Below are 20,419 nucleotides of genomic sequence, written 5' to 3' on the forward strand. Positions count from 1 at the left end.
CCGTCACGCCCCCATCCCGACCTTCCCCCAGAGGGGGAAGGAGCAAAAACAGAACACCCAGGAAAACCAATGAGCGCAGTTCTCTCCATCGACCGCAACGCGGCCCAGCAGCCGCTGAAGCTCAACCCGAACCCGCAGCAGAAGTACTGGTTCGACCCCGTTCCGCCGCGCACCACCGTGCAGGCCGAGCGCCGCCACCGGCAGGAACGCCTGGCAGGTGCCTTCCGCCTCTTCGCGCGCTTCGGCTTCGCGCAGGGGCTGGCCGGCCACATCACTGCGCGCGACCCGGAGCTCACCGACCACTTCTGGGTCAACCCGCTGGGCATCCATTTCTCGCGCATCAAGGTGTCCGACCTGCTGCTCGTCAACTCGAAGGGCGAGACCGTCATCGGCGACAGGCCGCTGAACAAGGCGGCCTTCGCGATCCACGCGGCCATCCACGAGCACAACCCGAAGATCATCGCCGCCGCCCACACGCACTCGACCTACGGCAAGGCGTGGTCCACGCTCGGCCGCAAGCTCGACACGCTCACGCAGGACAGCTGCGTGTTCCACGACGACGTGGCGCTGTTCGACGACTTCACCGGCATGGTGGTCGACACCAGCGAAGGCGACCGCATCGCCCACGCGCTGGGCGACAAGAAGGGCGCCATCCTCAAGAACCACGGCATCCTGACAGCCGGCCCCACGGTGGAGGCCGCCGCGTGGTGGTACATCGCGCTCGACAACGCCTGCCACACGCAGCTGCTGGCCGAGGCCGCGGGCAAGCCCCAGCCTATCGACGAGGCCACCGCGCGCCACACGCACAGCCAGATCGGCGGGCCCGAAGGCGCCATCCACTCTTTCGACAGCCTCTATGAAGGCCTGGTCGAGGCTGAACCCGAACTGCTTCTCTGACCCGAGTCCCACGACGATGAACCCCACTCTCTCCCGCCGCGGCGTGCTGCGCGCCGGCGGCGCCGCCGCCGTGGTCGCCTCCGGCGGCCTGATCGCCTCGCAGGCCTTCTCGCAGCAATCCCGCAAGCTCACCTTCGCCTGGAACGCCTCGGCCTTCTGCCTTTCGCCCGTGGTGGTGGCGCAGGAGCGCGGCTACTTCGAGCGCAACGGCCTGCAGGTCGATCTCATCAACTACACCGGCTCCACCGACCAGCTGCTGGAGTCGCTCGCCACCGCCAAGGCCGACGCGGCCGTGGGCATGATCCACCGCTGGCTCAAGCCGCTCGAATCGGGCTTCGACGTGAAGATCGTCGGCAGCTCGCACGGCGGCTGCGTGCGGCTGGTGGGCGCGAAGAGCGCGGGCATCACCGATCTCGCGAGCCTGAAGGGCAAGACCATCGGCGTGTCGGACATCGCGAGCCCGGGCAAGAACTTCTTCTCGATCCTGCTCGCGAAGAACGGCATCGACGCCGAGAAGGACGTCGTCTGGCGCCAGTACCCGGCCGACCTGCTCGACATCGCGGTGAAGAAGGGCGAGATCCAGGCCATTGCCGACGGCGACCCCAACATCTACCTGATCGAGAAGCGCAACCAGGGTGCCTACGTCGAGGTGGCGAGCAACCTCTCGGGCGAATACAAGGACAAGGTCTGCTGCATCGTCGGCGCGCGCGGCGAGCTCGTGCGCAAGGACAAGGCGACCGTCGCCTCGCTGGTGCGCTCCATCGTGCAGGCTTCGGACTACGTGGCCGAGAACCCGAACGAGTCGGCCAAGCTCTTCGCCAAGTACTCGCCCAAGGTCGCGGTGGAAGACCTGCGCGCTCTGCTGGGCACGCTCACGCACAAGCACCACCCGGTGGGCCGCAACCTGCGCGACGAGGTCGAGTTCTACGCGCGCGACTTCCGTGGCGTGGGCGTGCTCAAGAAGACCACCGACCCGGCCCGCTTCGCCGAGCACGTTTCCTTCGATCCCCTGGCATGAACAGCAGCCGCATCCGCATGAACCACAGTTCCCGTCGTCAGTTTCTCGTTCAAGGCACGGCCGTTGCCGCCGCCATCGCATTGCCCGGCGCGGTTTCCGCGCAGGACCGCCCGGTGCTCAAGGCCGGCGACCAGAAGGGCGGGCTGCGCGCGCTGCTCGAGGCGGCCGGCGGGCTGGAGGGGCTCAACTACGACATCCAGTGGTCGGAGTTCCCGGCCGCCGCGCCGCTGGCCGAGGCGCTCAATGCCGCCGCGGTCGACTCGGGGCCGATCGGCGACGCGCCACTGATCTTTGCCCTGGCGGCAGGCACGCGCGTGAAGGCCATCGGCGCGAACCGCTCCGACTCCTACGGCACGGCGGTGCTGGTGCGCCCCGATTCGCCGCTGAAGACCGCCGCCGACCTCAAGGGAAAGAGCGTCGCGACCAACCGCGGCTCCATCGGCCACTACGTCACGCTCAAGGCCATCACCTCGGCCGGCCTCAAGCCCGAGGACGTGAACCTGCGCTTCCTGGCGCCGGCGGACGCCAAGCTCGCGCTCACGCAGGGCTCGGTCGATGCCTGGGCCACCTGGGAGCCCTACACCGCGCTGGCCGAGGTCAGCAACCATGCGCGCGTGCTCGTCAGCGGGCGCGGGCTGCTGCCGGGGCTGAGCTATCTCGCGGCCACCGACAGCGCCATTGCGGCCAAGCGGCCGGTGCTGCAGGACTTCCTGCAGCGCGTGGTGAAGGCGCAGCTCTGGTCGTACCGCAACGTCGATGCCTATTCGGCCGCGCTGGCGCGCATCATCGGCATTCCGCCCGAGGCGGCGAAGCTGCAGTTCGAGCGCCGCCAGCAGAAGTGGGTGGCCATCGATGCGCAGGTCATTGCCGACCAGCAGGGCACGGCGGATTTCTACCGCCAGGTGGGGCTCATCAAGCAGCCGCTGGACGTCAAGGGCACCTTCGACACCGGCTTCGGCGTGGCCGGCTGAACGAGGAGCGCAGGACCGTAGCTGAGTCCAAGACTCGCGTAGATGCGTCCCCGGGGCGCGGGGCTGCGCTGGCTAGAGTCGTCGCATGACTTCCTACGCCATTTCCCTCGCACCCGTTCATTCGCTGCCCATCCAGGGCGAGCAGGCCCGCTTCCCGGTCAACCGCATCTTCTGCGTGGGCCGCAACTACTCCGAGCACGCCCGCGAGATGGGCCACAACCCCGATCGCGAGCCGCCGTTCTTCTTCATGAAGCCGGCCTCGGCCATCGTGGCCGACGGCGGCGAGTTCGCCTACCCGACGCTGTCGAGCGACGTGCACCACGAGATCGAGCTGGTCGTCGCGCTCAAGACCGGCGGATCGAACATCGCCGCGGCGGACGCGCTCGGCCACGTGTACGGCTATGCCGTCGGCCTCGACATGACCCGCCGCGACCTGCAGGCCGAAGCCAAGAAGATGGGCCGCCCCTGGGACACCGGCAAGGCCTTCGACGGCTCGGCGCCCTGCGGCGAGCTGGTGCCGGTGGCCAAGGCCGGCCACCCGGCGAAGGGCGAAATCCGCCTCGATGTGAACGGCGCGCAACGCCAGGTCGGCGACCTCGCCGACATGATCTGGAACGTGCCCGACACCATCGCCTACCTTTCGACCCTGTTCACGCTGCAGCCCGGCGACCTGATCTTCACGGGCACCCCGGCCGGCGTGGCGGCCGTGCAGCGCGGCGACCGCATGCGCGGCAGCGTGGCGGGCGTGGGCGTGTTCGAGGTCGCGGTCGTCTGACACTGAAGACCGCGCGCGCATCGGATCTGCTGGGCGTGGCCGGTTCGCCGGCCCGCAAGTTGGCGTACCCTCGCAGGCGAAAGACGAAGACGCCTGCCCCGATGCGCCCCTCCACACCCACGTCGGTCCGAACCTACGGCATGCACGAGCGTGCCGACCATCTCGACTTCGACATCCGCTTCCAGGGTGCGCGCAACGAGCTCACGCTGCCGCACCGGCATGCGTATTTCCAGATCCAGGTCGGCATCGAGGGCAGCTCGCAGCAGTCCATCGGCGGCGAGGTGCGCCCCTTCGGACCGCGCCACCTGAGCTTCGTGCTGCCGTACCGGGTGCACGTGATCCCGCATCCGCCCGACGCGCTGTACTGCATCGTCAACTTCGACCAGCGCTTCCTGTGGCCCGAGCTCGACGTCGACGCGCTCGACCTCGAGGACGTGTCGCTCGCGCGCCATCCCGAGCTCGCGCCTTTTCTCTTCCAGGAATACGTCGACTTCGCCTTCGACGAGGCCGACTTCGGGCGCATCCGCGGCTGGCTCGACGAGCTGCATGCGCTGAACGCCAGCCGCAGCTTCGGCGCCAAGACGGCCATGCGCGGCATCCTGCAGCAGATCATCGGGCTGGCCTGCATGCGGCAGGAGCAGGCGCTGATGCGGCTTTCGCTCCAGCACGACGGCAAGACCTCGCAGCACGATGCGCTGCAGCGCGTGGTGCGCTACGTGCGCGACAACCTCGACAAGCCGCTCTCGCTCACCGACGCGGCAGCCGCCGCCTTCCTCTCGCCCAACTACCTGGCCAACCTGCTGCGCAAGGAAACCGACCGCACCTTTACCGACCTTGTGACCGAGCGGCGCATCGAGCGCGCGAAGGAGCTGCTGTCTTCCACCTCGCTGCTGGTGCGGGAGATCGCGCACCAGTGCGGCTTCACCGACGAGGCCTACTTCAACCGGCGCTTCAGGCAGGTGGTGGGAACCACGCCGCGCAACTTCAGGCGCGACCACGTGGTGGGGTCGCGGGGCTAGCTGAGAGGCGCCGTGGCCCCATGAGATCGGGCCGCGGTGGCACTTTCCGTGGCGCCACGAAGCGGGTACGTTAGCGTTTTCCGTTTCCTGCTTCCTTCCGAAAGAGTCCCCGCTCATGCCAGTCCGCCACAACGAGTTCGGCCAATCCATCGGCCCCGACCTGCCCGAATGGACCCCGCGCTCCCTGCCGCCGCGCCGCACCCTCGAAGGCCGCTTCTGCCGGCTCGAACCGATCGATGCCTTCAGACACGCCGACGACCTGCACGCCGCGTACGCGCAGGCCCCTGACGGGCGCGACTGGACCTACCTGGGCGTCGAGCGGCCCGCCGACCTCGACGGCACCCGGGCCTATGTGGAGCGCATCGCGAAGAGCGTCGATCCGATGCATTTCGCCGTCGTCGACAGGAAAAGCGGCCGCGCCGTCGGCTCGCTGGCGCTGATGCGCATCGACCCTGCCAACGGGGTCATCGAGGTCGGCACCGTCAATTTCTCGCCGCTGCTCAAGAACACGCCGATGTCCACCGAGGCGCAGTACCTGCTGATGAAGCTGGTGTTCGACGAACTGGGCTACCGCCGCCATGAGTGGAAGTGCGACGACTTCAACGAGCCCTCCAAGCGCGCGGCCCTGCGGCTGGGCTTCAGGTACGAGGGGCTCTTTCGCCAGGCCGTGATCTACAAGGGCCGCACGCGCGACACGGCGTGGTTCTCGATCATCGACGGCGAGTGGCCGGCGCTGCGCACGGCCTTCGAGCGCTGGCTGGCGCCCGGCAACTTCGACGAGAAGGGCGGCCAGCGCATGTCGCTCGACAAGTTCCGGCTGCCTTCCTGACGCGGCGGCGGCCGGAACGGGCCGGCTCTACTTGCCCGGCTTCTGGGCCTGCTCGCACTCGACCTGGATCAGCTCGCGCTCGTCCAGCGTCGCGCCGATGCGCACCGCGCTCAGGCAGCCGCCCCACACGCAGCCGGTGTCGGTGGAAAGCAGGTCGGGCCGCGAGAGCCAGCCCAGCGTCGACCAGTGGCCGAAGGCGAGCGTCGCATTCGCCGTCTTGCGCCCGGGCACGTCGAACCAGGGCATGTAGCCCTCGGGCGCGTTGGAGGCGCTGTCCGTGACCTCGAAGTCCATCACGCCGCCGGCCGTGCAGAAGCGCAGCCGCGTGAGTGCGTTGACGATGGCGCGCAGCCGGGCGTTGCCCGTGAGCGTGTCCTGCCACTGGGCCGGCTCGTTGCCGTACATCGACATCATGAATTCGCCCAGCGCCGGCCCGCGCAGCACCGATTCGACCTCGGAGGCCAGCACCAGCGTCTCGCCCACCGTCCATTGCGGCAGTACGCCCGCGTGCACCATCAGCAGGTCGCCGCTGCCTATGCGCATGTGCAGCGCCATGTGCTGGTTGCGCAGCCATTCGAGCAGCTCCTCGGCGTCGGGTGCGGCCAGGAGCTCGCCCAGCGTGTCCTTGCGCCCGGGCTTGCGCGCGCCGTGGGCCACGCCCAGCAGGTGCAGGTCGTGGTTGCCCAGCAGGCTTAGGGCGGAGGCGCCGTAGCCCCGTATGCGGCGCAGTACGGCGAGCGAGTCGGGGCCCCGGTTCACCAGGTCGCCCAGCAGCACGATGGTGTCGCGGCTGGGGGAGAAATCGATCTTCTGCAGCAGGCGCTCGAGGGGGGCGTCGCAGCCCTGCAGGTCGCCAATCAAGTAAAGTGCCATTCCCCCATTCTCTCCCGCAGTTCATGGATGTCTTCCTCCTGGCCTTGCTGACCACGCTCAACGCGTTGTTCGCAATGTCCGAAATGGCCCTTTCCACCAGCCGGCGTGCTCGTCTCGCGGCCTTGGCCGAAACGGGGGACACCGGCGCGGTGGCCGCGCTGAAGCTGATGGAGGCGCCCACGCAGTTCCTCTCGACGGTGCAGATCGGCATCACCTCCATCGGCATGCTCAGCGGCATCGTGGGCGAGGCGGCCTTCGCCGAGCCGCTCGCGGTCTGGATGGAAAGCGTCGGCATGGGCCGCGGCACCGCGAGCATCGCTTCCACGGCCGTGGTGGTGAGCTGCATCACTTTCTTCACGATCATCTTCGGCGAGCTGGTGCCCAAGCGCATCGGCCAGCTGTACCCCGAGCCGGTGGCACGCTGGGTGTCGCGCCCCATGCGCGGACTGGCCAAGGCGGCCAAGCCCTTCGTGTGGCTGCTGGCGGGCGCCACGGCCACCACGCTGAAGGTGCTTCGCATCGACGCCAACGCGGCCCGCTCGGTGACCGAGGAGGAAATCTCCGCCAGCCTCGAGGAAGGCGTGGACGCCGGCGTCATCGAGCAGCACGAGCACCAGATGGTGCGCAACGTGTTCCATCTCGACGACCGGCGGCTGTCGTCGCTGATGATCCCGCGCGCCGACATCGAATGGCTCGACGCCTCCTTCACCGTGCAGCAGGCGCTGCAGAAGGTGGCCGACGCGGGTGCGCTCAACCTAGTGCACTCTTGGTACCCGGTGTGCCGCAATTCACTCGACGACGTGGTCGGCGTGATCAGCGTGGCGCATCTGCTGCGCCTGGGCCCCGCGCATTCCGGCGTGCTGGGCCAGGAGGCCACGCCCGCGGTGTTCGTGCCCGAGACCCTCACCGGCATGGAACTGCTGGAGCAGTTCCGCGCCCGTGCCGGCCGCCTCGTGTTCGTGGTCGACGAATACGGCGTGGTGCAGGGCCTCATGACCCCGCGCGACCTGCTCGAGGCCATCACCGGCGAGCTGCAGCCCGGCATGCAGACCGATGCCTGGGCCCACCAGCGGCCCGACGGGCTGTGGGAGCTCGACGGGCTCATGCCCGTGTCGGAACTGCGCGCGCGCCTGGGCATCCGCGAGCTGCCCGACGAGGAGCGCGGCCTCTACAACACCGTGGCCGGCCTGCTGATGGCCGTGTCGGGCCACCTGCCGGAGGTGGGCGAGCACATCGACTGCGCCGGCTGGTGCTTCGAGATCGTCGCGCTGGAGGGCCGCCGCATCGACCGCGTGCTGGCCTCGCCCGACCCGACGGCGCCGCCGAAGGAAGAGTAGGGCGCGGGCCATGCTGTCGCTGCAGGCCCTGAGCTGTCCCCAATGCTCCGCGCCGCTGCCGCGCGCCGCCCGCTGGCGCACGGTGAACTGCAGCTACTGCGGCACCGCCGTGGTGCGCGGCGAGGAGATCGTCGAGCGCGAGAGCTTCCGCGCCGCGCTGCGCAGGGCCAATGCGGACGTGCCCGGCGGCCGGGTGCTCGTGTGGCGCGGCGCGCGCTACCGCGTGCTGGCGCCGCTGGCCACGGGGGAGCACGGCGAAGTGCTGCTGGCAGAACGCCTGGGCGCGCTGCCCGAACGCGTCACCTTCAAGCTCGCGCGCGACAGCTCCGTCGACGGCGTGCTGCAGCGCGAAGGCGCCGTGCTGCAGGCCCTGCAGGACCTTTCCGTGCCCGGCTCGGCCTACTTCACCCGCCGCCTGCCGCAGCCGCTGGGCACGGGCGTGGCCGCGGGGCTGGCGAGCGCCCTCGGCGATGGCTCCCGGCAGGCACTGGTGCTGCGCCACCCGACCGGCTTCTGGGGCAGCCTGCAGGACGTGCAGCAGGCCAACCTGCAAGGCATCGATCCGCGTCATGCGGTCTGGATCTGGCGCCGCATGCTCGAAGTGCTGGCCTTCGTGCACGGCGCGGGCTGGACGCATCGCGATCTTTCCCCGCCCCATGCGCTCGTGCATCCGCGCGACCATGGCGTGCTGCTCATCGGCTGGTCGCGCGCGCAGCACGCCACCGGCGCGGCTCACGATGCCGCCGCGGCGCGCGATCTCATGCAGGCCGCATGGACCGTGCGCGCCGTGCTGCATGGCGGCGCGGCGGGCGAGCCCGGCCTCGGTGCCCATATACCCGCGCCGCTCGCCGCCTTGCTGCGCGAGTGCAGCGAAGACGCCGCCGCCTGCCGGCGCCTCGGCGCGCAGGGCATCGAGCAGGCTCTTTCTGCCGCGTCGCGCGAAGCCTTCGGCGCACCGAGGTTCGTCCATTTCGATCCGGCGCCCGCACCGCGCGCCGGTGCCTGAATCAACGCAACACGCACGACAGTCACAGAGGAGCAGAACCCATGGGCTACGGAAACTACTCGCACGCCGCCCACACGGCACTCATCGCCGACCGCGCCAGCCGGTCCGGCGCGGAGGTCTTCACGCAGCACTCCACCCACCCGCTGATGAATCCGCACGGGCTGAAGGTGCGCGAGTCGCGCGACAACGCCGACCACCCGAATTCGCTGGGCATCGTCTTCGCGCTCGACGTGACCGGCTCCATGGGCGACATCCCGCAGACCCTGGCGCGCCGTGAGCTGCCCACCTTCATGAAGCTGCTGACCGACTGCGGCGTGGCGGACCCGCAGCTCATGTTCATGGCCATCGGCGACGCCAACTCCGACCACGCGCCCCTGCAGGTCGGCCAGTTCGAATCGACCGCCAACCTCATGGACCAGTGGCTCACCTGGAGCTACCTCGAAGGCGGTGGCGGCGGCACCGGCGAGGAGAGCTACGAGCTGGCCTTCTACGTCATGGCGCAGCACACCGACATGGACTGCTGGGTCAAGCGCAGGAAGCGCGGCTACCTGTTCGTCACCGGCGACGAGCTGCCGTACCCGGCCGTCTCGCGCCACCAGATCGAAGGCCTCGTCGGCGAGAAGCTCGACGAGGACATTCCCATCGAGGAAGTCATCGCCGCCGCGGCCGAGACCACGAACCTGTTCTTCCTGATTCCCGACGCGCAGCGCCGCCGCCGCTGCGAGCCGCGCTGGCGCGAGCTGCTGGGCGATCACGTCATCTGCATGGACTCGCCCGACGACGCCTGCGCCGTGGCCGCCGGCATCGTCGCCCTCACCGAGAAGGCCGTGCCCAGCCTCGAGGCGCTGGCCGGCGTGATGAGTGCCACCGGCATGGAAAAGGAGCGCGTCGGCGGCGTGCTGCACGCGCTCGACGGCTATGCGGCGCTGCTCGATCCGTCGGCATCGCGCCGTGCGCCTCCGGCCGTGGCCGCCGCGGCCTCCGGGCCGCGCTCGTCGTGGTGGAAGCGGCTCTTCGGTTGACGGCATCGACGGCTGCCGCGTGACCGCCACCGACCCGGCAACGCCCACGCGCTACGTCTCGCTGCTGGGCCTCGGCTTCGGCGACTGCGGCAAGGGGCTCTTCACCGACCACCTGTGCGGCGAGCTGCAGGCCCACACGGTGGTGCGCTTCAACGGCGGTGCCCAGGCCGGGCACAACGTGGTGCTGGCCGACGGGCGGCACCACACCTTCTCGCAATTCGGCGCCGGCAGTTTCCATGCGGGTGTGGGCACGGTGCTCGCGAGCCCGGTGGTGGTGCACCCCACCGCGCTGCGCGTCGAGGAAGAGGCATTGCGGCGCGCGGGCGTGGCCGATGCGTTCTCGCGCCTGCTGGTCGACGCGCGCTGCCGCGTGACCACGCCGTTCCACCAGGCGGCCGGCCGCCTGCGCGAGTGGGCGCGCGGGGAGGAGGGCGCGCACGGCAGCTGCGGCGTGGGGGTTGGCGAAACCGTGCGGCATGCGTTGGCCTCGCCCGGCGAGGCTTTGCTCTACGGCGACCTGACCCGGCCCGCGTCAGCGCTCGAGAAGATCGAGGCACTGCGCAACGCCTTGTTGGGCGAGTTCGCCTCGCTCGCGGTCCCCTCGCATGCCGATGCGGCACAGGAACTCGCCATGCTCCGCGACAACACGCTCGCCCGTCGCTGGCTCGACGCCGTGGCGCCTTGCCTCGCGCAGTCGCCGCCCGCGAGCGCGGACCGCATCGCCGAGCGCCTCGCGCGCCCCGGCGCTGTTGTCTTCGAGGGCGCGCAGGGCGTGCTGCTCGACGAGTGGCGCGGCTTCCATCCGCACACCACCTGGAGCACGATCTCGGCCGCGGCGGTCGAGACCGTACTGCATGACGCGGGCATCGACGCCCCCGTGCAGCACCTCGGCGTGCTGCGCAGCTATCTCACGCGCCACGGCCCCGGCCCGTTGCCCACGCACGATCGCACGCTCGATGCCCGGCTCGCCGAGCCGCACAACGCGGAAGACGGCTGGCAGGGCGTGTTCCGCAGGGGGCATCCCGACGCGGTGCTGCTGCGGTATGCGCTCGACGCGGTCGGGGCGCTCGACGGGCTGGTAGTGAGCCACCTCGATGCCATCGGGCGAGCGCAATTGCGGTGGTGCGCGGGGTATCGCACCGTCGACGAGGGTCGCCTCTCGTCGCTGCCGCTCGGCGGCGTGCGGGACCTCGATCACCAGCAGGCCTTGACGCAGCTGCTGCAGGGCGCCGAGCCGATCTATGAGCCGCACCTCATCGCCACGCCGCACGCATGGGTGGAGCATGCCGAGGCGCTCGGCGGCCTGCCCGTGCGCTTCGGCGCATTCGGGCCGACGCGCGAAGCCGTGCGTGCGCGCAAGCATCTGCCTTGAACGTGCAGGCCATTCCGGTAGAGAAAAATGGTGGATCAACGGGGAGCAAGAATTGAAGACATTTGCGGTTTCTGATGTGGCCCATGGCAAGCCTTACGAGGCGCTCGATGCGCGGGAGTGCATCCGTAGCCTGTTGACCAAGAGGGTCGAAGACTGGCACTGTGCGGCGACCCGGCTGGTCTCGTGCGATACGCAGCACGCGTTCGTGAAAGCGGCACATGACGCCTTCTACGATCACCACCCGTTGGTCATTCGGCCAGACGACGTCTGGTTTTGCATTGCCCAGGGTTTCGCCACGCATGTGGGACAGAACACCGAAATGCTCCGGTCACGATTCGTTGCACACGAGGGGAAGAAAGCACTTGTCGTCGCAAGACCCGACTTCGTTCTGGGCCAACCGAACCCATGGCCCGAGGTTTTCGATGCGTTCTCTGTGCAGATCGGAAAATACGTAGGTGAGCTGAAGGATGTTGTCAGTGCCCGTTTTTCGACCACCACGCTCGTGGAGGCGGCTGCATTCGACGTCTGCCTGATGGAGACCTTTGAGGGCTATTTCGACTACGAGGTGCGTTGCGGCTGCGGTATCCCCGAGATCAAGCTAATCGGCACCCCGGAAGATTGGGGCTCGATGATTCCACGCGTCAGGCGGCTCGCCGCCTACGGGCTTGAGGAATGGGGCGAGACGTTGTGCGCCGTTCTGGACAAGATCCACCGTGCTGCCACGGGCGAAGTCGATATTGACTTCTGGCGCTCCTTCTTCCGCTACCAGAGCGGCTCGGGCCCTTCCGAACTGACCGGCTGGATCGTCACCCTGTTCCCCTATCTGACAGTCGATTGGAGAACGAATGCGCTCGGGCCCAACAAGTATTTGGGCAGTTGGAAGGCGCATTTCGACGCCGCCAATGCGCGCACCGGATGGCTGCGCTACGACATTCCACCCGAAGGCCCGGGCATCGGGGCCATACCGCAAGCATTGGCCAGTGCCCCTCTGCGCTGCATCGACGAACTGACCGGCCTGAAGCATCAATTGCGATTCGTGGCGGGGATGTTCGGCGTCGAGCAAGATGAGGAAACCGGTGCACTGTCCACGAGCTTCGGGTGGGCAGTGGTTCATGAGCCGGCGGAAGGCGAGAGGGCTACGGCATCACATCGTGAGCCTGCATCGATGCTCGATGAAATTACCGGGAAATGGATTGCCGAACAAGCGCAGAGCGATTCCGAAAAACGCTTGATGACGATCGACCCATTCGACGAAGGGCTCCAGCACCGGCACATCGTGCCGTACGACCCCGCCTATGCCGAAGTCTTCTCGCTCGTGCAGGAGTACGCGCGAGGGTGCATCGAAGGCGTCGAGCTCGTGCACATCGGCAGCACGGCGGTGGTCGGGCTGCGTGGCAAGCCCATGGTCGACATCACGGCCATCACCGCGCGCGAGAACCTGCGCGAGGAGCAGAAGGTCTTCGAGCAGGCCGGCTTCCATCGCAGGCCGGTGTGGGTGGACAAGGACGAGAAGCCCTATGTCTGCGGCTCCGTGCTGCATGGCGGGCGGCGCTTCAACGTCAACATCCACATCTGCCATCGCGGCGATCCGGTGCACAAGGATTCGCTCGCGTTCATCGACATCCTCGAGCGCCGGCCCGACCTGCGCCGCAGGTACGAGGAGGCCAAGGACCGGGCCCATGCCGTGGACCCTGCCGATCCGCAGGTCTACAACCGCGAGAAGGAGGCAGTCATCAGGGAGATCGAGGCCCAGATTCCAAAAGCCTGACGACGACGCAGCCTCCCTTACACTGCCGCCCATGCGTGCGCAGGGCCCAACTTCCTCCGCGTCGAACGACGCGGTCGCAGGCGCGGAAGCCGTGCCCGGCCCCGCCGACTCCCACGCCCAGCTCGTTCGCCAGCGCCTCCTGCGCCGCATGTTCGTGATGGGCCCGCCTACCGTGCTGACGGCGCTTGCAGCGGCCATCGCGATGGCGGGCGTGTTCTTCTGGATGACCCGCGGCCTCGGCGCACTGGCGTGGGGCATCGTGATCTGCACGCTGCTCGGCCTGCGGCTGGTGTTCATGCGCTGGAACGCACGCCTGTATCCCGAGCCGGAATTCACCCTGCGCCAGCCCGACGGCGCATGGCGCTTCATGCTGCCGCTGGGCGCCTACATGTCGATGTGGACGCTGGCGCCATGGGCGCTCATGCCGCCGGGCACCGAATCGCCCATGCGCATCCTGATCCTGCTGCTGGGCATGTTCGCCGTGCTGATGGGCTCGGTGCCGGTGATCGCCACCTGGCGCGCGATGGTCCCGGTGGTCACCATCCTGCTCACGCTGGGCGTGGTGACGCGCTTCGCGTGGATGGGCGGCACGGACGGCTGGTTCGCCTGCGTGGTCGGCCTGCTGTTCGGCGGCTCGATGGCGCGCTACGCGCTGTCGCAGCACCAGCTCATCCGGCGAAGCCTCTCCGACCAGATCGACAAGGAGCTGCTGAGCGAGCAGCTGATGCGCCAGTCCTTCGAGCTGCAGCGGCTCAACCGCGAGCGCAGCCGCTTCTTCGCCTCGGCCAGCCACGACCTGCGCCAGCCGGTGCATGCGCTCGCGCTGTTCTCGCGCTCGCTGGAGCGCGACCTCGCGGACCACCCGCTGGCGCCGGTGGCGGGCCGCGTGGTGCAGGCGACCGACGCCGTGAGCGGCCTGCTCAACGCGATGCTCGACATCTCCAAGATCGACGCGGGCACCGTGGTGCCCCAGCCCGTGGAGATCGCGGTGGACCCGCTGTTCCTGCGGCTGGCGCAGCTCTTCGAGCCGAGGGCCCAGGAGGCGGGGCTGTCGCTGCGCTTCCACACCGCGCCCGAATGGCTGCAGACCGATGCCGACCTGCTGCTGCGCGTGCTGACCAACTTCGTCGACAACGCCCTCAAGTACACGCGACGCGGCGGCATCCTCGTGAGCGCGAGGCCGCGCGGCGACCGCCTGCGCCTGGCCGTGTGGGACACCGGCCTGGGCATCGCGCCCGAGCACCTGCCCCATGTGTTCGACGAGTTCTACCAGGTCGACAACCCGCAGCGCGACGTGGCGCGCGGGCTGGGCATCGGGCTGGCCATCGTCAAGCGCCTGGTCGACCTGCTCGGCGGCGAGATCGGCGTGCGCTCGCGGCGCGGCCGCGGCAGCGTGTTCTGGGTCGACCTGCCGCGCCGGCCGCCGGCGCCCGCGGGCCTGGTCCTCGCGCCCGCGACGACACCCGCGCCCGCCAGTGCCGAAGCGAACGAATCGCCGCTGGTGCCGCCGCGCGTGCTACTGCTCGACGACGAACAGCCGGTGGGCGAGGCGGTGCGCATGTGGCTGGCGCCTTATTGCGAACGCATCGAGATCACGTCCCGGCTGGCCGATGCCGGCGCGAAGGTGCGGGCGACGCCGGAAGGCTTCGACGCCTTCATCATCGATTTCCGGCTGGCCGACCCGCAGGACGGCATCCAGGCGACGGCGGAGCTGCGCAAGCTGGCCGGGCGCCGCGTGCCCACGATCCTGGTCACCGGAGACACCGATCCGGAGCGCGTGCGCGCCGCCTATGCCAGCGGCCTGGTGGTGATGTTCAAGCCTGTCCAGCCCGAAGTGCTGCTGCGGACCCTGCACCAGATCATTCATGACGGCGAGAAGGAGTCGCGGGCGACGGGTTGACCGATCAGCCCGGTCAGGTTGGAATGCCGCAAGGACTCCTCGTATTTCCAGGAAAGGACCTGCCTTGAAGCTCGATTCGAAACTGATTCCGGGCGCAGCCCTGGCGCTGACAGTCCTGTCGATGACCGCCTGCGGGACACCGAAGGCGAAGGACGACGCCCCGGCCGGGGCCTGCCGGCCTGACGCTGCCGCCGCCCTGGCGGGCAAGAACGGCGTCAGCGACGCCGAAGCGCGGCAGATGACCGGCGCCTCCATCGTCCGCCAGGTCCAGCCCGGACAGCCCGTGACGATGGACTACCGGCGCGAGCGCGTGACGATCGAGACGGATCCGAAGACGGGCAAGATCGTTCGCGCCTACTGTGGGTAGGCAGGGGCGGCGGGGCTCCAAGCTGGCGTTTCGCGGTGTCCCTCTCTCACCACGCATACCCCGCCTGCACCCGAGCCGCCACCCGGCTGCCGCTCCCGCTGCTGGTCGCGGTCGAAAGCCCCACGCCCAGGTTCAGGTTGTCGTTGACCTGGTAGCCGAAGGCGACACCCACTCCCGACGCGCCCGCGTAGCTGCCGACGGCGGCGCCCATCCATTTCCTGCCTGCCGGCAGCGTCGGCATCGACGGCATGGCCAGCGCGGCCGCGACGCCTTGCGCGGCGAAAGCGTTCGCCTGGCTCGTCGCGTTGGCCACGGCCTGCTGCAGCTGGCCGAGGTTGACGGCGTCGGTGGGCAGCACGCCGGGCGCGACATTCGTGATGCCGCGCAACTGGTTGGTGGCTGCATTGCCCACCGACACGGTGTTGTCGCGATCTGCCACGGAGCCCTGGCCCAGCGCCACCGAGTTGCTGCCGCTCGCCAGCGTGTTGGCGCCCAGCGCGACGGCGTTGTTGCCGGTGGCCACGGCGTTGTTGCCCACCGCCGTGGTGGGGTCGGCCAGCGCCTTCGCGCCCGCGCCGATGGCGACCGAGCCCGCGTGGTCGGCCTGCGCGCCGTTGCCGATGGCCACGGTGTTCTCGCCGTTGGCCTGCGCATTGGTGCCCATCGAGGTGCTGCCCGCGCCGCTGGCGCCGGCGCCCGTGCCGCAGGCCACGGAGCCGCTCGCGCTCACGGCGCATACGCCGCTCGACAGGGCCTGGTTCATCAGCGACTGCAGCGCATTGACCTGCTGCACGGTGAAGTTGTTCGCGGTGGTGATGGCCGTCTGCTGCGCCTGCTGCACCTGGCCGACGTTGGCTGCGTCGGTGCTCGCCTGGCCGGCGGCCACGTTGTTGATGGTGGTGCCGGTGCCGCCGTTGGCGTTGAGCTGCAGCGTGGTGCCGCCCGCGCCGTACTGCGCCGAGTTCTGCGCGAGGCCCAGGGCCGTGTTGGAGGTCTGCTGCACGGTGTAGAGCTGGCTGCCGTTGACGGCGTCGGTGCTGGTGGCGCTCACCGTGCCCGCGCTCACGTTGACGAGGGTGCGCGTCTGGCCCGCCGAGCCGAAGGAAACCGTGTTCGCCGTGGTGGCGACCGAGTTGGCGCCGATGGCGACGCTGTTGGTCGCTCCGCTCGCGACCTGGCTGCCCGAGCCGATGGCCACGCTGCTGGCGGCCAGCGCCGATGCGCCGGCGGATCCGTTGTAGGCGCCGCCGATCGCCGTGCTGCCATCGCCCGCTGCCACCGCGCCCTGGGTGGTGCCCGAGGCGCTGCCGATGGCGATCGCCGAAACGCCCGATGCCTGCGCGCCGCTGCCGCCGGTCTGGCCGGTGAAGCCGCAGCAGCCGTTGCCGCCCGTGCCTCCGGCGCCGACGGCGATGGCGCCGCTGGCCGAGGCGCTGGCTCCGGTGCCGCCGGTCCCGCCGGTGCCGCCGGCCGTTCCGTAGCCGCCGGTACCGCCGCCGCCGATGGCGGTCGCGCCGCCTGCGGTGGCGCTGGCGCCCGCGCCGCCCACGCCGCCGGTCGCGCCGGAGTTGGAGGTGCCGCCGCTGCCGCCGGCACCCACCGCGGTTCCGCCGTCCGCCGTGACGGTCGGCGCGGCGCCGCCGGCTCCGCCCGTTCCGCCGGAGTCCGCCACGCCCGTGCTCCCGGCCGTTCCTCCGACGAAGCCGTCGGCGAAGGCGCCGCCCGCGGCGAGCAGGGCGATGGCGGGCCAGTACCGGAGCGCGCGCCGCAGCCGCTGGCGGCCTCCGGTGGCTTCGATGGGGGCGCCGCTGGCATCGGCCTGAGTGAACATGGTGTTTCCTGTGATGAAGAACGAGAACGACAAGGCAGCGGCGAACGCGCCGGACGCGGGCGAGTGTGTCGTTTCGTTTCCAGTGCATCCATACCCGAAAACAAGTAAATCGGGCCCGCCGGCATAGGCGCGGCGCTCGTTCCGCCGGTGCGCGCCAGCGGAACGCGTGACCAATTCATGGGAGGCAAAAAGTATTCATTCGACGCAGACTCGGCGCCTCCCGCTTCCAAGGTTCAGCGCATGCCCAAACTCGTCGACTACGTCCGCCAGAACTTCCCCATCGATCTGCAGCGCGCCAAGGTCCGCCATGCGATTCAGTTCGGGGATGGGCTGGGCCTCGGCCTGATGAGCCAGGAGCTGTCCGAGGGTGAATGCCGGGGTATCGTCGACAAGGTGGTGCTGAAGCCCGCCGGCGGCGGCCATCGCCATGTGCGCTTCGTCGGATTCAACCAGGAGCGGGTCGACGAGCTCGGCGCCTGTCTCGACACCGCGCTGGTGATGCTGCGCAAGGCCAGGGCCGATGTAGGCCTGCACACATGGCCGGGCAAGACGAACTACGAAACCATCTTCGGCTCGCGTGCGTGGCACGGCAGCAGCGCGACCCGAAAGGCGGGCATTGCCGCCGGCAATGCGGCGGCCGAATCAGGATTCATGTCGCGATCGAAGTACGTGCGGGAAAAGCTCGGCCAGATGGAGGCCGACCTGAGGGACCCGCGCTGGATGCTCTACGACAGCAACGAGAGAGGCGACGCCGCCGCCTTGAAGGGCGGGCGAGGCGGCTATCTCATGGCGATCGGGCCGTCATTTCCGAAGGGAACCGCCGGCCACTTCCATGCCGGCGTGCTGATCCACGAGGTGGGCCACAACCTCGGGCTCGCCGACGTCTGCGGCGAGTGCCAGCAGCACCGGCTGCTGCTGGATGCCGCGCACTACACGCCCCGCGCCGATGCCGACATTCCGCAGTGCACCGGCAACAACGCGCACGGGCCGCTGGCCGCTTCGGGAAGAGGGCATTTCATCGGATCGAAGCAGGTGAAGCGCCTCGCCGAGCGGCACAAGAACGCCACCATCTACAACACCGACTCCTACCGCTGGTACTGCTACGCCTTCTTCAGGAACGAGGTGGACGCGGGCATCGCGACGCACAAGGCGCTGTCGGCGGCAGTGGCCGCGGCCTGACGATCAGGGACGTCGGCCCGTTCACCGGCGGGCGGAACCGCCTTCGTCGCGATAGGCCTGCGGCGTCTGCCCGTGCTGCCTCGCGAACGCGCGCTGCAGCGCGTCCACCGAGCGGAAGCCGCTGAGGCCCGCGATCTTCTCCTGCGTCCAGCCCGTCTGCCGCAGCAGCTGCGCGGCGGCGGCCACGCGGGTCTGCTCGACGAAGCGCGCCGGCGTGCAGCCGGTCTGGGCCGCGAAGGCGCGCGCGAAGTTGCGCGGGCTCATCCCCGCGCGCGCGGCCATCGCCTCGACCGACAGGTCTTCCTGCGGATGCGTGCCTATCCACGCCACCAGTTCGCGCAGCCGGTGGCTGGCCGTGGCCTGCGCCTCGAGCGCCTGGCTCAGTTGCGGCTGCTCGCCGCCGCGCAGCATCGGCAGCGCCAGCGTGCGGGCGATGTCCATCGACACGGCGTGGCCCAGGTCGTCCTCCACCAGGGCCAGCGCGAGTTCGATGCCGGTGGTGACGCCGGCCGAGGTCCACATGGGACCGTCCTGCACGTAGATGCGCTCGCGCTGCACGCGCACCTGCGGGCGCAGCTGCTGCAGCATGTCGCAGGCGCTCCAGTGGGTGGTGGCCTCGCGGCCGTCGAGCAGGCCGGCGGCGGCCAGCGCGAAGGCGCCGGTGCACACGCTGCCCACGCGTCGCACGCGCGGCGCGACTTCGGCGATCCACGCGCTCACGTTCTGCTCGAGGATGGCGAAGCGCACGGAAGGCTCGTCGCCGCCGGCCACGATCAGCGTGTCGATCTCCGCCGGCAACTGACGCAGCGCCAGCGTGCCGGCGAAGCTCAGTCCGCCGTTGGTGAGCACGCTGCCGCCGGCCGGCGACGCGATGTGCAGGCGGTAGGTGCCGGGGCGCATCTGCTCGGCCTTGCTGAAGACGCTGGCCGGGCCGGCAATGTCGATGGCCTCGACGCCGTCGAACGCGACCAGCACCACCACGCCGGCGGCGCCATGGCTGGCAGGAACCGCGGTTTCTTCGTCCTTGTGGGGCAGGGTGGGCATTCGTACTCTCGGGGCATTGCCTGCAGTCATGGAGAAACGTCGATGTTCACCGGGTCATTTTCACGCGCGCTGGCGGCAGCCGGCATGGCGGTGCTCGTTTTCGCGGGCTGCTCCGCCGGCGCGCCGCTGCCGCCACCGGCGCGCGACGACACGGCCGCGCTCCAGCGCGACCAGCAGGCCTTCGTCGATGCGATGAAGCCGCGCAACCCGGGCGGCAGCCGGCCGGTGATCGCCGTGCTCGCCTCGAACGACGGCACCGAAATGACCGACCTGCTGCTGCCGTACGCGGTGCTCAGCCGCGCCGACATCGCCGAGGTGCGCATCGTGGCACCGCGCTCCGGCCGCGTCGACCTGTTTCCTGCGCTGCAGGTGGACGGCGCGCAGGACTTCGCCGGCTTCGACCGCGCGCATCCCGCGGGCGCCGACTACGTGATCGTCCCCGCGATGCTGAAAGAAGACGCACCCGAGATCACCGCCTGGCTGCGGCGGCAGTCGCAGCAGGGCGCGCGGGTGATCGGCGTGTGCTCCGGCGCGCTGGTGGTGGGGCAGGCCGGCCTGCTCGACGGCCGGCGCTTCGCGGGCCACTGGTTCGACCGCGGCAAGCTGCTCGAGCGCCACGCGGGCTCCACGCATCTGCCGCACCGGCGCTACCTGGTGGACCGGGGCGTGGCCACCACCACCGGCATCACCGCGTCGGTGCCCACGATGCTGGCGCTGGTGGAAGCCATCGGCGGGCGCGAGAAAGCCTCCACGCTCGCGGGCGAACTGGGCGTGGCCTCGTGGAGCCCGGTGCACGACAGCTCCCCCTTCGGCCTTGATGCCGGCAAGCGCGTCGCCTACCTGCTCAACAAGGCCGCGTTCTGGCGCGTCGAGCGCTGGAGCGTCGAGGTGCGCGACGGCATGGACGACGTCTCCCTCGCGCTGGCTGTCGACGCATGGGAGCGCACCGGGCGCGTGCGGGTCGAGGCCGTGTCGGCCTCGGGCCCGGTCAGGCTGCGCAGCGGTCTGGTGCTGCTGGCCCGGCCTGCCACTGCCAGTGACGCGCCACGGCCGCTTCTGACGGCCGCGCTAAAGCCGGTGCCGCAGCTCGACCGCACGCTGTGCGAGATCGCCGGCCGCCATGGCGACGCCCGGCGCGAATGGGTGATGCAGGAGATGGAATACCCTGCGCAGGGCGCCGCCGCCTGCCCGGGCTGACGCGCACCGGGCCG

18 protein-coding genes are annotated in these 20,419 nt (G+C 69.8%); 15 read left to right on the plus strand and 3 right to left on the minus strand.

Annotation, left to right across the window (positions count from 1 at the left end):
• Positions 1 to 69 precede the first annotated feature (69 nt).
• The 6 genes from BMY35_RS14275 (at position 70) to BMY35_RS14300 (ending at position 5,509) form a co-directional block, all read left to right on the plus strand.
• Positions 70 to 897: a class II aldolase/adducin family protein gene (locus tag BMY35_RS14275; RefSeq protein WP_093199917.1), complete on the plus strand. Its 828-nt coding sequence runs from the start codon at positions 70 to 72 to the stop codon at positions 895 to 897.
• A gap of 16 nt (positions 898 to 913) precedes the next feature.
• The gene (locus BMY35_RS14280) at positions 914 to 1,915 is read left to right on the plus strand and encodes an ABC transporter substrate-binding protein (RefSeq protein WP_093199919.1); all 1,002 of its coding nucleotides are present in this window, start codon (positions 914 to 916) and stop codon (positions 1,913 to 1,915) included.
• Between the two features lie 17 nt (positions 1,916 to 1,932).
• On the plus strand, positions 1,933 to 2,886 hold the full coding sequence (locus tag BMY35_RS14285; RefSeq protein ID WP_093200429.1) for an ABC transporter substrate-binding protein: 954 nt from the start codon (positions 1,933 to 1,935) through the stop codon (positions 2,884 to 2,886).
• A gap of 85 nt (positions 2,887 to 2,971) precedes the next feature.
• Positions 2,972 to 3,661, plus strand: a complete 690-nt coding sequence (locus tag BMY35_RS14290) for a fumarylacetoacetate hydrolase family protein (RefSeq protein ID WP_093199922.1) — start codon at positions 2,972 to 2,974, stop codon at positions 3,659 to 3,661.
• A gap of 101 nt (positions 3,662 to 3,762) precedes the next feature.
• Positions 3,763 to 4,680, plus strand: coding sequence for a helix-turn-helix transcriptional regulator (locus BMY35_RS14295; protein ID WP_256228416.1), 918 nt, complete (start codon positions 3,763 to 3,765; stop codon positions 4,678 to 4,680).
• Positions 4,681 to 4,795: 115 nt separating this feature from the next.
• On the plus strand, positions 4,796 to 5,509 hold the full coding sequence (locus BMY35_RS14300; RefSeq protein WP_093199924.1) for a GNAT family N-acetyltransferase: 714 nt from the start codon (positions 4,796 to 4,798) through the stop codon (positions 5,507 to 5,509).
• A gap of 27 nt (positions 5,510 to 5,536) precedes the next feature.
• Here BMY35_RS14300 and BMY35_RS14305 read toward each other — a convergent pair whose 3' ends face one another.
• Positions 5,537 to 6,382, minus strand: a complete 846-nt coding sequence (locus BMY35_RS14305) for a symmetrical bis(5'-nucleosyl)-tetraphosphatase (protein WP_093199927.1) — start codon at positions 6,380 to 6,382, stop codon at positions 5,537 to 5,539.
• 23 nt (positions 6,383 to 6,405) lie between these two features.
• On the opposite strand from BMY35_RS14305, the gene BMY35_RS14310 reads away from it, so the two are divergent.
• The 7 genes from BMY35_RS14310 to BMY35_RS14340 all read left to right on the plus strand — a co-directional run bounded on the left by BMY35_RS14310 (position 6,406) and on the right by BMY35_RS14340 (position 15,154).
• A complete protein-coding gene (locus BMY35_RS14310; protein WP_093199928.1) occupies positions 6,406 to 7,719 on the plus strand; it encodes a hemolysin family protein in 1,314 nt (437 codons plus the stop codon).
• Between the two features lie 10 nt (positions 7,720 to 7,729).
• Positions 7,730 to 8,725, plus strand: coding sequence for a serine/threonine-protein kinase (locus BMY35_RS14315; protein ID WP_093199931.1), 996 nt, complete (start codon positions 7,730 to 7,732; stop codon positions 8,723 to 8,725).
• Positions 8,726 to 8,766: 41 nt separating this feature from the next.
• The gene (locus BMY35_RS14320; protein WP_093199933.1) at positions 8,767 to 9,747 is read left to right on the plus strand and encodes a hypothetical protein; all 981 of its coding nucleotides are present in this window, start codon (positions 8,767 to 8,769) and stop codon (positions 9,745 to 9,747) included.
• Positions 9,748 to 9,766: 19 nt separating this feature from the next.
• Positions 9,767 to 11,119, plus strand: a complete 1,353-nt coding sequence (locus tag BMY35_RS14325; protein WP_256228417.1) for an adenylosuccinate synthetase — start codon at positions 9,767 to 9,769, stop codon at positions 11,117 to 11,119.
• Between the two features lie 52 nt (positions 11,120 to 11,171).
• A complete protein-coding gene (locus tag BMY35_RS38295; RefSeq protein WP_177213641.1) occupies positions 11,172 to 12,887 on the plus strand; it encodes a DUF4419 domain-containing protein in 1,716 nt (571 codons plus the stop codon).
• A gap of 31 nt (positions 12,888 to 12,918) precedes the next feature.
• Positions 12,919 to 14,787: a sensor histidine kinase gene (locus tag BMY35_RS14335; protein ID WP_177213642.1), complete on the plus strand. Its 1,869-nt coding sequence runs from the start codon at positions 12,919 to 12,921 to the stop codon at positions 14,785 to 14,787.
• Between the two features lie 64 nt (positions 14,788 to 14,851).
• A complete protein-coding gene (locus tag BMY35_RS14340; RefSeq protein WP_256228418.1) occupies positions 14,852 to 15,154 on the plus strand; it encodes an I78 family peptidase inhibitor in 303 nt (100 codons plus the stop codon).
• A gap of 46 nt (positions 15,155 to 15,200) precedes the next feature.
• Here the strand turns inward: BMY35_RS14340 and BMY35_RS14345 are convergent, their stop codons facing one another.
• The gene (locus BMY35_RS14345) at positions 15,201 to 16,985 is read right to left on the minus strand and encodes a YadA family autotransporter adhesin (protein ID WP_093199941.1); all 1,785 of its coding nucleotides are present in this window, start codon (positions 16,983 to 16,985) and stop codon (positions 15,201 to 15,203) included.
• Positions 16,986 to 17,225: 240 nt separating this feature from the next.
• Here BMY35_RS14345 and BMY35_RS14350 point away from each other — a divergent pair, with 240 nt between their 5' ends.
• Positions 17,226 to 18,164, plus strand: a complete 939-nt coding sequence (locus tag BMY35_RS14350; protein WP_143080675.1) for a hypothetical protein — start codon at positions 17,226 to 17,228, stop codon at positions 18,162 to 18,164.
• A 21-nt stretch (positions 18,165 to 18,185) separates the two neighbouring features.
• On the opposite strand, the gene BMY35_RS14355 is transcribed toward BMY35_RS14350, so the two are convergent.
• Positions 18,186 to 19,208, minus strand: a complete 1,023-nt coding sequence (locus BMY35_RS14355; RefSeq protein WP_093199948.1) for a GlxA family transcriptional regulator — start codon at positions 19,206 to 19,208, stop codon at positions 18,186 to 18,188.
• A 42-nt stretch (positions 19,209 to 19,250) separates the two neighbouring features.
• On the opposite strand from BMY35_RS14355, the gene BMY35_RS14360 reads away from it, so the two are divergent.
• Positions 19,251 to 20,405, plus strand: coding sequence for a DJ-1/PfpI family protein (locus BMY35_RS14360; protein ID WP_093199950.1), 1,155 nt, complete (start codon positions 19,251 to 19,253; stop codon positions 20,403 to 20,405).
• Positions 20,406 to 20,419: the final 14 nt, after the last annotated feature.

This window comes from Variovorax sp. YR750, from assembly GCF_900109805.1.
Lineage (GTDB): Bacteria > Pseudomonadota > Gammaproteobacteria > Burkholderiales > Burkholderiaceae_C > Variovorax > Variovorax gossypii.

What these genes read in the sequence shown, in the direction of transcription:
- BMY35_RS14275 (WP_093199917.1), top strand. Translation starts at nt 70, where the DNA reads ATGAGCGCAGTTCTCTCCATCGACCGCAACGCGGCCCAGCAGCCGCTG.
- BMY35_RS14280 (WP_093199919.1), top strand. Translation starts at nt 914, where the DNA reads ATGAACCCCACTCTCTCCCGCCGCGGCGTGCTGCGCGCCGGCGGCGCC.
- BMY35_RS14285 (WP_093200429.1), top strand. Translation starts at nt 1,933, where the DNA reads ATGAACCACAGTTCCCGTCGTCAGTTTCTCGTTCAAGGCACGGCCGTT.
- BMY35_RS14290 (WP_093199922.1), top strand. Translation starts at nt 2,972, where the DNA reads ATGACTTCCTACGCCATTTCCCTCGCACCCGTTCATTCGCTGCCCATC.
- BMY35_RS14295 (WP_256228416.1), top strand. Translation starts at nt 3,763, where the DNA reads ATGCGCCCCTCCACACCCACGTCGGTCCGAACCTACGGCATGCACGAG.
- BMY35_RS14300 (WP_093199924.1), top strand. Translation starts at nt 4,796, where the DNA reads ATGCCAGTCCGCCACAACGAGTTCGGCCAATCCATCGGCCCCGACCTG.
- BMY35_RS14305 (WP_093199927.1), bottom strand. Translation starts at nt 6,382, where the DNA reads ATGGCACTTTACTTGATTGGCGACCTGCAGGGCTGCGACGCCCCCCTC.
- BMY35_RS14310 (WP_093199928.1), top strand. Translation starts at nt 6,406, where the DNA reads ATGGATGTCTTCCTCCTGGCCTTGCTGACCACGCTCAACGCGTTGTTC.
- BMY35_RS14315 (WP_093199931.1), top strand. Translation starts at nt 7,730, where the DNA reads ATGCTGTCGCTGCAGGCCCTGAGCTGTCCCCAATGCTCCGCGCCGCTG.
- BMY35_RS14320 (WP_093199933.1), top strand. Translation starts at nt 8,767, where the DNA reads ATGGGCTACGGAAACTACTCGCACGCCGCCCACACGGCACTCATCGCC.
- BMY35_RS14335 (WP_177213642.1), top strand. Translation starts at nt 12,919, where the DNA reads ATGCGTGCGCAGGGCCCAACTTCCTCCGCGTCGAACGACGCGGTCGCA.
- BMY35_RS14345 (WP_093199941.1), bottom strand. Translation starts at nt 16,985, where the DNA reads ATGTTCACTCAGGCCGATGCCAGCGGCGCCCCCATCGAAGCCACCGGA.
- BMY35_RS14350 (WP_143080675.1), top strand. Translation starts at nt 17,226, where the DNA reads ATGCCCAAACTCGTCGACTACGTCCGCCAGAACTTCCCCATCGATCTG.
- BMY35_RS14355 (WP_093199948.1), bottom strand. Translation starts at nt 19,208, where the DNA reads ATGCCCACCCTGCCCCACAAGGACGAAGAAACCGCGGTTCCTGCCAGC.
- BMY35_RS14360 (WP_093199950.1), top strand. Translation starts at nt 19,251, where the DNA reads ATGTTCACCGGGTCATTTTCACGCGCGCTGGCGGCAGCCGGCATGGCG.